Source organism: Tateyamaria omphalii (assembly GCF_019802125.1).
GTDB lineage: Bacteria > Pseudomonadota > Alphaproteobacteria > Rhodobacterales > Rhodobacteraceae > Tateyamaria > Tateyamaria omphalii_B.
On sequence record NZ_JAHVHT010000001.1, the window covers coordinates 1,787,180 to 1,796,379 of the forward strand.

The 9,200-nt window shown below is 48.8% G+C and carries 9 protein-coding genes; 4 read left to right on the forward strand and 5 right to left on the reverse strand.

The annotated features are described in order from the left end of the window. Positions 1 to 389 precede the first annotated feature (389 nt). From KUV51_RS08910 to KUV51_RS08925, 4 genes are read right to left on the reverse strand one after another with little or no spacing between them, the layout of a single operon-like run. Complete coding sequence (locus KUV51_RS08910) at positions 390 to 1,343, reverse strand: CBASS cGAMP-activated phospholipase (RefSeq protein WP_222521174.1); 954 nt, start codon at positions 1,341 to 1,343, stop codon at positions 390 to 392. After that, positions 1,336 to 1,785, reverse strand: coding sequence for a hypothetical protein (locus KUV51_RS08915; protein ID WP_222521175.1), 450 nt, complete (start codon positions 1,783 to 1,785; stop codon positions 1,336 to 1,338). The genes KUV51_RS08910 and KUV51_RS08915 overlap by 8 nt, the downstream gene beginning before the upstream one ends. After that, positions 1,763 to 2,122 (reverse strand): transcriptional regulator, encoded by a 360-nt coding sequence (locus tag KUV51_RS08920; protein ID WP_222521176.1) that lies wholly within the window; start codon positions 2,120 to 2,122, stop codon positions 1,763 to 1,765. The genes KUV51_RS08915 and KUV51_RS08920 overlap by 23 nt, the downstream gene beginning before the upstream one ends. Beyond that, a complete protein-coding gene (locus tag KUV51_RS08925) occupies positions 2,112 to 2,453 on the reverse strand; it encodes a hypothetical protein (RefSeq protein WP_222521177.1) in 342 nt (113 codons plus the stop codon). Before KUV51_RS08925 ends, KUV51_RS08920 begins: the two co-directional genes overlap by 11 nt. Before the next feature lie 116 nt (positions 2,454 to 2,569). On the opposite strand from KUV51_RS08925, the gene KUV51_RS08930 reads away from it, so the two are divergent. The 4 genes from KUV51_RS08930 to KUV51_RS22350 all read left to right on the forward strand — a co-directional run bounded on the left by KUV51_RS08930 (position 2,570) and on the right by KUV51_RS22350 (position 7,468). Continuing rightward, the gene (locus KUV51_RS08930) at positions 2,570 to 3,562 is read left to right on the forward strand and encodes a hypothetical protein (protein WP_222521178.1); all 993 of its coding nucleotides are present in this window, start codon (positions 2,570 to 2,572) and stop codon (positions 3,560 to 3,562) included. Further along, positions 3,559 to 5,895: a hypothetical protein gene (locus tag KUV51_RS08935; RefSeq protein WP_222521179.1), complete on the forward strand. Its 2,337-nt coding sequence runs from the start codon at positions 3,559 to 3,561 to the stop codon at positions 5,893 to 5,895. Before KUV51_RS08930 ends, KUV51_RS08935 begins: the two co-directional genes overlap by 4 nt. Before the next feature lie 169 nt (positions 5,896 to 6,064). Next, the gene (locus KUV51_RS08940) at positions 6,065 to 6,997 is read left to right on the forward strand and encodes a hypothetical protein (RefSeq protein WP_222521180.1); all 933 of its coding nucleotides are present in this window, start codon (positions 6,065 to 6,067) and stop codon (positions 6,995 to 6,997) included. Between the two features lie 192 nt (positions 6,998 to 7,189). Then, positions 7,190 to 7,468 (forward strand): tyrosine-type recombinase/integrase, encoded by a 279-nt coding sequence (locus KUV51_RS22350; RefSeq protein WP_410001063.1) that lies wholly within the window; start codon positions 7,190 to 7,192, stop codon positions 7,466 to 7,468. Positions 7,469 to 8,275: 807 nt separating this feature from the next. Here KUV51_RS22350 and KUV51_RS08950 read toward each other — a convergent pair. Beyond that, positions 8,276 to 8,464 (reverse strand): hypothetical protein, encoded by a 189-nt coding sequence (locus KUV51_RS08950; RefSeq protein WP_222521182.1) that lies wholly within the window; start codon positions 8,462 to 8,464, stop codon positions 8,276 to 8,278. Positions 8,465 to 9,200 lie beyond the last annotated feature (736 nt).

The window sequence follows — 9,200 nt, forward strand, 5'->3', positions numbered from 1 at the left end:
CACTTCTCTTTTAGCTAGTATGTTGATGCAAGATGAACTGGCTTAAATACAAATTCGCTGCACTATGCGGATAGTGGGTCCCATTATCGTAACCGCCCAGCCCGCTTGGCAGACACTGATCTCGGAGTAACGATAGTCCCGAGAATTAATCATTCGACATGGCCGCAGAAACCAAGACCGAGAAGCAAATCGCAGCAGTACGGGAGCTACGTTGTTTGCGCAGCATAGCGCCAGAAGAGCAACGGGCCAAACAGGTCGGGCACCCTGTAGGCTGGCAGGACTTTGAAAGAACCTACGGATATGAGCAGGCAAATTTCTGACGACCAACAGAATTGCTTCCCGCTGCATGCCTTAGATGGTGGTGTCAAGTAAGGAACAGAATCCGCTTTTCACCTAAAGAAGCTGGCAATATGCCCGCCATTCGTTGCTAAGGTTTCTTTGGCTTTCGCCGCTGCCGAATTTGACAACATCTCCAACGTCGCTTGGCTTGCATCGTCTAAGCGCACGGCCGTCTTCAAATCGACATCTAGTCTTTGATAGTTTCGTCCAAGCGACGCAGCGACTGCCAAGCTTGGTTTTAGCGACTGCATCTGCATTAGCCTGTCAATCAAAGATAGTCTTCCAAGCCATTGAAAGCTACGTGGGTTCGTCATCTGTGAGGTCATACTTGTCGGTGTAACTCGCCCTGTACCGAGTGACAGAATCTTTAGGCTTTCTTCAGTTCGAGAGAACTTCTTGGTGCCAACTTGATATGCTTCTAGGTCTGGATTGTTGCTGACGAGACCTCCATCCAAGAACATCTCCCGACCGATTGGGTGTGCTGGCAAAAAGAACGGTGCGGCCGAACTCGCAAGCGCCGCATCGACTAAGGTCGCGTCGTGGCATTCCTGCCCATTTACATCTCCCACGTTACCAAAATATGCAACTTGATTGGTCGAACCGCTTACTGAAATGAGCAGGATCCGCTTGTCCAATTTGCTGAGGTTCGTTTGTCTCTCATTGCCCAACACTTCTTCGACAACAGATCGCAAACCAACAGAGTCGTGCTTTGAACCCCGAACCCCAAAGGGATTTAGTCGTCTTGGGTGGCCGAATATCTTGTCAGCCTGTTTAAAGAAGATTTCATTTAACTCGTTTGCACTCCTACCGACAGCCAGTCCTAGCGCGAGGATGGCCCCAATCGACGTTCCGCAAAACATATCAAAAGCTTGGGATGCGTCGGTTTTAAGTTTCCGATCAAGCACCGCCAGAAGTTTGATAGACACAATACCTCTGACGCCTCCACCACTGAGGCTCAAGCATCTCAGATTTTGATGCGGATTCAGATGACTGAAGTCAGACATCTTTTAGCAGATGTCCCGCAACGCTAATCCTTTTCGCAAACAACTCGGCAAAGTCTACGTCTTCTTGATCCCAACACTGGTAAAAATATGCGTTTTGAATAGCGCATGCGATCGCGAACAACTCAAGATCATCCGCCTCATTTTCTTGTGCAATCTCGCTATATAGGTTCATCGAGATATGGGCGAAGGGGATCACAATCGTCGGGCTCAATTTGCTGTCGACGAAAGCGTTGAACTTTAATGATGGACTGAGTCCCTTCTTTTTCAGGTGACCTGGAAAATGAGAGCTTGCTCGAGTCAATGATGCTTGTGTCACTAGAATGCCCCCATTGGCTAGACTTTCGTCAAACCAATGGGTGAGCGTGCCTTCTTCTGCAGTCGATAAATTTAGGATGCTCCTCCAAGACAGAAGCAGTAACCTAGCTTGCGTCTTCTTGCTCAATGTCATCATTCTCCGCAGCGGCGCCTTGGAAAGCTTCTGGTGACGCTTCTTGTGCTTCAAGGTATTTCAGCTGCAGATCTAGGAAAAAGCGTGGATTCACGCCTAGCGCGCGCCCCAACTCTCTCGACAGAGCAACGTCAATTGCCTTTGTCCCTTTGATAAGTCGGTTGAGCTTAGTTTTTTCGATCCCATACTTGTCACTGAACTCGAGCTGAGTAAGCCCAGACGGCTCTATAAACCTGCGCCAAACGATTTGGCCTGGGTGTATAGGGGCGATCCGGCGCGCCTCATAGGTCGTGGTGGTGGGTTCAACTGCGTTGTTAGCATTAGTGCTCATTTTCTGTCCCTTTCTCGTCGCCTGATCCAAATGAAATATCTAGATCGATGATGCCGTCCTTGGACCAATTGAATGAAATCGAGTAAGCTTGGGTTCCGTCTGAAGAGGCGCCAGAAATCACAAATTTTCTAGTTCCATCAGTGTCCTCGCTCAAAATCCGCTTCTTGAAAGTAGAACTCAAGTCACTCTCAAGCCGCGACACTTCGATAAGGCGGAGGTCGATGAAGCATTCCTCAAGGATGTCCTCCGGAGTGTGTTTGACCAATCCATCCCACCTGCCTTCGAAGAGCTCTTTGGCCATGGCGGAAGCGAATGTGATGGTGCGATTCATGTGCTGCCTTTGTTAAGGTGAGTCGCTATATAGCCTAGAATTGCCGATTGCGCAATCGGCAATTGTGAGGTATGTACGTGTCATCTTTCTGTCTTACACAGGGAAGGGGAGGGAATTTGGTAGATGCACTTGACTACATCAGCGAAGAAGAATTCGACCTCCCCAGCGAGTATGTCGACGAGAAAGTTGCACTCATCACCACGCGGGACCTATCCATAGACGATCGGGTCAAGCTAGGTCAGTCGGTCTATCAATACATGACAGCATGGCGGAGCTCAGACGGCCTTCCAAGGTTGCTACAGCTCACATCGATTGCTGTCGCAGTTGACAACAGCAAGGCGTCCGAAGCGATCAACGAAGCCATACAACTTGTGATCCCAATCTTGCGAGATAACGATCCCGAGCTCATCGAATGTGCCGAAAACATTTTGTCGATATCGTCCGCCTATTTTCGAACGATTAAGTTCAAGGCCGAATACTCCGACTTTCGTGACCTCTTTGAAGCAGAGGTCATATCGGATCCTGTCCTTCTAGCTCAAGTAGCGTGCGTTCTGCTCGATCCAGAAAAGCGAGCAGGAAGCAGCATCACACTAAAGCAGGTGACCGACATCGCGTTCGCATCGACAGCTAACAGCATGACAGACGAAAAACAGCTCTATGCATTCTCAACCGAGCTGATCGCTGGCCTTCCCTTGAAGTACTGGGCAAGTGCCCTTCCCGATCTTAAACTGTCTTCAGACGAAAGTCGTGAATGTACCGCTTGCAGGTTTGTCCGATACATTTTCGCGCATGCAAGACCACTGCTTCTATTGTTGAACCTACGTGACAATGAGTGGCTTGTTCGAGCAACAGAGCTTCATCCCGACCTTAGCCTTTCCCCTGAAGAACTTGAGGACCACCTCAAAGAGATCGGGGAAGAGATGGTCTCGATTCCGCACCTACAAAGCGATCTCGTTGGGGAGGAGTTTTTCGATCGTATTGCCAACGCAAGGCAAACGTCCCTCGCCTTCATTGAAAAGTTTCGAAACAACGTTGTTCCCATATTTCCCGGAGTTTCTGTTGAAAAAATTGTGCGAGACAACGACGACGAAGGGGGGGATCAGTCATGAAGGCAAGAACCTTTACTCGCTCTCTTCGTGATTTTGCCGCCTTAATTCTGGATCTCCGCGAATCCGGCCAACACAGAAGTGACGCGACCCATCCAAACGGTACGGTATTTGCATTGGACGCGAACGTCATATGGTTTTTATTTGATACCTCCGGTCGAGAAAATGACCATGTCTCTGGATACGCCGCGAGACATTTAGGTATTGAACAGGTCGCAAGTCTGGTTCGTGGCTCAATCCAGTTGGATACAGGCTTCGAGAAAAGATATTCGATCGCAGACAGCCACTTGTATGAAGCTCGTTCGGCGTTCATCTCGTCAATGAGTCTGGACTACGACCGTATGCGGAGAGACCTAGACGCAGCATTTTCTCGTGTAATCAAAAAGAGTGACTTATCACCACGCCTTAGTAAGGAGCAGCTAGAGCGGGTGGTAAGAGTACTGCAAGACGAGTTTCAAGATAGTTTTGACCTCTTGCTAGATATTCGTCGTCAAGGGCCTCGACAAAGACTTGACTTTGAGAAGAGACTTAAGTCTCTAAGAAATAATGACAAGGCGAAGGTACCCTTGGGCCTTACAGAGACGCTAGAAAAGATTTCTCTGATTTTGTCCGAAGGCGATGAAAGATCAGGTTTCTCGATTGCACAGGATTTGCGGGCGTTGAGAGATGTCGCTTTGCAAAATGCTGGGCGTAATTCTCAAAATGTTGTCCTGCTGACCCTGGACCAAAAGTTAATTAACGTCGTCAGATTGATGCGATATCTGGAAGAGCCATGGTCTCAGTATATCCATGTTGAGAATTTCCAGACGTATTGGATGTGGAATGCCGGTCCTACTTTAGGCTTGGACAAGCATCATTCGCAGCTTTTCGAGGACTTAATCTTCGATTTTCGATCGAAGGGTGAGATGCTACTTGCATCAAGTCGTATGAATACCCAACCCGAGTTTTGGTTGTTCAATAAGTCTATACTATCAAAGGTCCTCGCATCCGAAGGACAGAATCGAGACTCTGAGCGCATGGATCGTCACAAGTCCTTTCTCGAGAGGTTGAAGTCATTGCTAGAGAGTGCTGGGGAATTCTCAAAGCCTAAAGATGGATTGAGTGACCTCGTCTCCTCAGCACTTGACGACTTCTTTAAGGAGTTTAGGCGACTTATTCCCAGCGTTAATCTCGCTTCCGCGCAGGTCGATGACCTGCACAACGAACTGTTCAAAGGTCTTATGGAGGCTGGATATAAGAAGCAAGACTTTATCGAGAGGTTGGAGAATGACATCGAGAGCCATGCCGAGCGTTCATTTGCAATCCTGAGTGCATCTTCGATTTTAGCTCCAAAAACAGTTAGAGCACTCAACACCTTCATGGAGAGTAGGCATCCCAATTTGGGAACCCGCCGTTTTACTCATAGGCTTCCCTTACCCATCCAAATAGGTGGAGCCGAGATGGCCGAGGTCCACGGATTGGTGAATGAAACGACCAAATCTGTAAAAATGCGTTATGATCGGCTGTTGAATATGCAGACCTGGAAGGGGTCCCTCGCCGATCTTACCATCGCTTATCTCTACGCAAGCTGTGGTATTGCGGCGGACGCGGAAGCCATATGTCGAGCTGTAATTGGACGCCGAGAGCGTATCAAAAGGTATGACGATTTCTATTTTGAAGCATCTCTCCTACTCGCTTCAATTCTCAGAATTCATCGAACATCGTTCTCTAAGCTTGACGAGTCGTTAAGTATACTGGAGGGCCTTCACCAAAAGGAATGGGAATTACCTACAACCTCTGCACCAGTACTACGCATCGAGTCCGAGCGTCTGGCCGCTGAAGTGAATCGGTTTTTGGTTGCAGAGTCTTTTGCAACAAGAACACTGTTCGTTGACCAGGAGCTAGGCACTGGAAGATGCCTGGTTTTGCAGAAGCAGCTTCTGGACCATCGCGCAGATGTGCTCAATCGCTTCGGGATCGATGACTACTTGAAGGTTAAGTTAATTGCCAACGTACAAGTCAATCTAATGCTTTTGGTTGAATTTGTGCTTACCGATCCCATGGAACAACCGTGCAACCCAGACGAAAATTACGTTGCCGTGCTTAGAGCGGTTTTGGAAGAAAGAGTGCTACAGGAGGATCTCAGGCTGTCCTTCTTTGAAGAAATTGTTAGTATTTTTTCTGTTCTCAGACATTCCAACCGGCTGGAACTTGATATTGGCGATGAGATGGAGTTAAGTGCACGCCTTTCGAGCCGGCTGGGTTGGGTTTCTCAACGTAGGGAGCGACTAAATAATTTCGAGTTTGCAGTTTGCGACTACGTAAGAGCGGAGATTAAGAGACTTGGTTTCAACTAGTGAGTTAATGCTTCACCTCAGAGACTGTAGTATTTGGACAGAATGGAACAACACAGGGAGACAGCAGGATATCGTATGTCGGGATAGACAGTCCCCATTCCATAGAAAAGGTCGAAGAAACTACGCACAGGAAGTGATAAGTTGTTGGGGCGACGAACAGCTTAACTCTTTGTCTAATATTATCGTTATTGGAGACGGCGAAGGCGACGTAAGGTTTTGGAGGCATCTTGGCCTAGAGGTCGGCGCACTAAACAAGAAGATTTCAGTAAGCGGGTTATTTCTAGATCATGACGACTTGGGGCAGTCACGAAACTTCGGGGGTACTCTTGAGTTTCTGCAGTCATGGCAAGCCGTCGCTCAGCGCACTTCTGAAGTACTACATGCCAGCGAAAATGCGATCGTTCTTGTTGACGTGGATAGGACCGCAATATTTCCGAGAGGTGTCTGTGATGTTGAGTTTGCTCAGGTACGTAGAGGAGCAATCCAATGCTATTTAGATCACTTTCGGACCGTAAGGTTCACTGACAGCAACCTGAAGAAAATTGACGAAGTTGTGGTTCGCCTGACGGAGAACATGTTCTGTTATGCAGATCCACATCATACACTTTGCCACAAAAACGAGGAAGCTATCGCGATTGGTACACTTTTAAGCGCTGTTGGGCTGATAGAAGAGAGTTGGGCGGACAAGGGGCTGGAGAATAATGACCTGGAGTCGCTGGTTTTGTACTCACTGCGGCATCTGAAAGAGAGGATCTGGTTGCCTGGTTTGGGAGAAGAAGATCCATCCAAAATTGCACATTGGAATGCTGATGCGCTAGAAGATCACCTGCATGGAGTTGCGCAGTCTATCAAGTTGCGCGGACCAGTTTTGACGGCTTTCTACAGACAGTGTGAAGCAGATCACATCGAGAAGGTGTTTTCTGCAAATTCGCAACTTCTCAATAAAACACTGCTTTCGGCGATCAAGTCCGCAAAAAACGCAAAGCTTGCGTATTTGTCAGATCGCCCGACTTCGTCACTGATTATGCCTAAACCAAAGGATGGCGATAAGTTGCAATTAGAAGCTTCGAAAGTGATAAGCAGCCTGTGCGGATATACATAAATGTAGACATGAATGGTGGCACTAGCCCAAATGTGGCACATTAACTTCGTTCGGTTTTTGACCTTGGTTTCGAATTTCCTTCAGAATTTCGCGGACTCAATCGGTTGACTTGGTCTTCCTCCACTGAAGTGGTCCTGTGACCTGCTCTCTGTTGAATGTCTCGCGGTACTTAATCATGAGAATACACCGCCAGTGATTTTAGAGGGCGGGACGTCGCCTCCAAGCGGCCACATTCCGCAAACGGTTGAGAGCACTTTCGAAACGCCTTGGCATCGAACCCCGCCTAACCCGTACCGGTTGCGGCACTCCGCCGCGACGCTGCGGATCGGAGAGGGTATCGACATCCTAATGGTTCAGGCGCTCAGTGGGCATGCAAACCTTAGAACAACCGAGATCTATGTGCGGGTCTCGAACCATGCGCTTCGCCGGTCGCTGGAGCGGGTCGATGTCCTAAGCGAACTTTGGCAGTGACGGCCCATACCTGCCGTCTACCGGGCTGTTTGCCGCCGCAGTGCAGCTTCCCCGAAGCGGACGTTGCTGATCCGCGCATCTTCTAGAGGTCTCGAGTAGCAGCTATACGGACACAGCGGGCGTCAGTGGTTTTTCAAGACAGTCGGCTTTATGCGGTCAGCGCAGTGACTGAGACCTCCCTAGGCATGAAGCAGACCACTCCCGATCCTTAACGAAGTGATGCTCGATAGGGCTCGAGTCATGGTCGCCAACACTTGAGCTATTCAGAGTTGATTCTCGTACAAGTTAGGCTTGAGCCGTCCCACTTTCCGTAGGAATTCGAATTGCATGCTCCGTAACTTAGGACCTGGCCAATAACATACCTGGCACTTGTATCGTCTGGATGAAGTACCTCCGCACATCCCAAGCCCGAACATTGGCCTTCCTTTGTCACAACCGACAACATCAACTCATGGTCACATTCGTTTTTGTAACTGATATAAACTGCAGAAACATCGATCTGCATGAGGCAGTCGCTTCTGTCCGGCTCTTCGGCCATAGCGTATGAGCCGAAAGCAATAAATAGCGCGGCGATACAACCAAGGAGTTTGCACATGTGTATTCCCACCATTTATGTCCCGTTTTCTATTCAAGAGCTTAGTGAGGGCTGATAATCTTGGCAAGATGACGCAATTGCCACTTAAGAAGCCAGCGTCACACAAGATGGGTGGTTGCGACCACCCTTTCGGTGCTTTTGGTCAGTGTCATCAACGGGTCCCCGTCACTGTGGCCGTAGGATAGGTCCGTCCGGGGAAAGGGGAACCGTGCTCAAACCCCGATTTGTGCAACAGTGCCGTTGATCACGCCGCGGTGCGGCCCGGCGAAGAAGCCATTCGCTGCAGCCTCACTTTTGGTGACTTGGAATAATTTACGTTGAGAGAAACTCCAATGAACCCATAGTCCCCTATTCAAGCGATCAGTTAGAAACTCTAAACTTAGTTGTAAACGCTCTGCCATACCCATTTTCATTTGTGAAAGTTATGTTGCAGGTGATACTATCAGCGGATTTAAAGCTTTCCGGAATTTCTTCTCTGGCTTGCATGAACCGGGAAACAATTTCAGTTTGCAAGGGGAGAAATACCGAGTGTTTTTCAACTGGCGCGAATTTATGTGTTGCATCGGGAACCTGCGGTAGATAGCAGCTCGCGTCGTCTAGCAGCGCCAATACACTTCTACCGTGAACAAATATTCTGAAGTTTAAGTTGCGTGAATTTACCTGAAGGGATTGTCCTACTACATAGGCTGAAACACTTCGCTCATCCCGATATGAATTTACTGCCGCGCTTATAGCTAACCCTGTACCCACGACTGCAGCGACGATTGCAAGAGCAGCGTTAGACAAGTTCAGATGCCGCCATGGCCATGTTTGCCACCGATGACAGTTTTGGCATACCTTTTGCCCTGCCTCGTTGAGCTTAGTTCTGCATGCCCAACAGTGCTCTGTTTGGCCATGAGATGATTTCTCCGAGATCTGCATATGTCCATCCTTACCTGGTTCGATAGATTAAAAGAAACAACTTCGGCCCATACCAGACGATCATCAACATTCCGAATGCCGCGTTGCGGCTTTCCCAAAGCATGCGTAATTGGGCTGACCCTGAACTGAGGTCGAGCTCCCGATAGGATCACAGGGCATCTGTGAACATGGGAGAATTCGAATGGAGTATTATGCTGGCTTGGATGTATCGCTGCG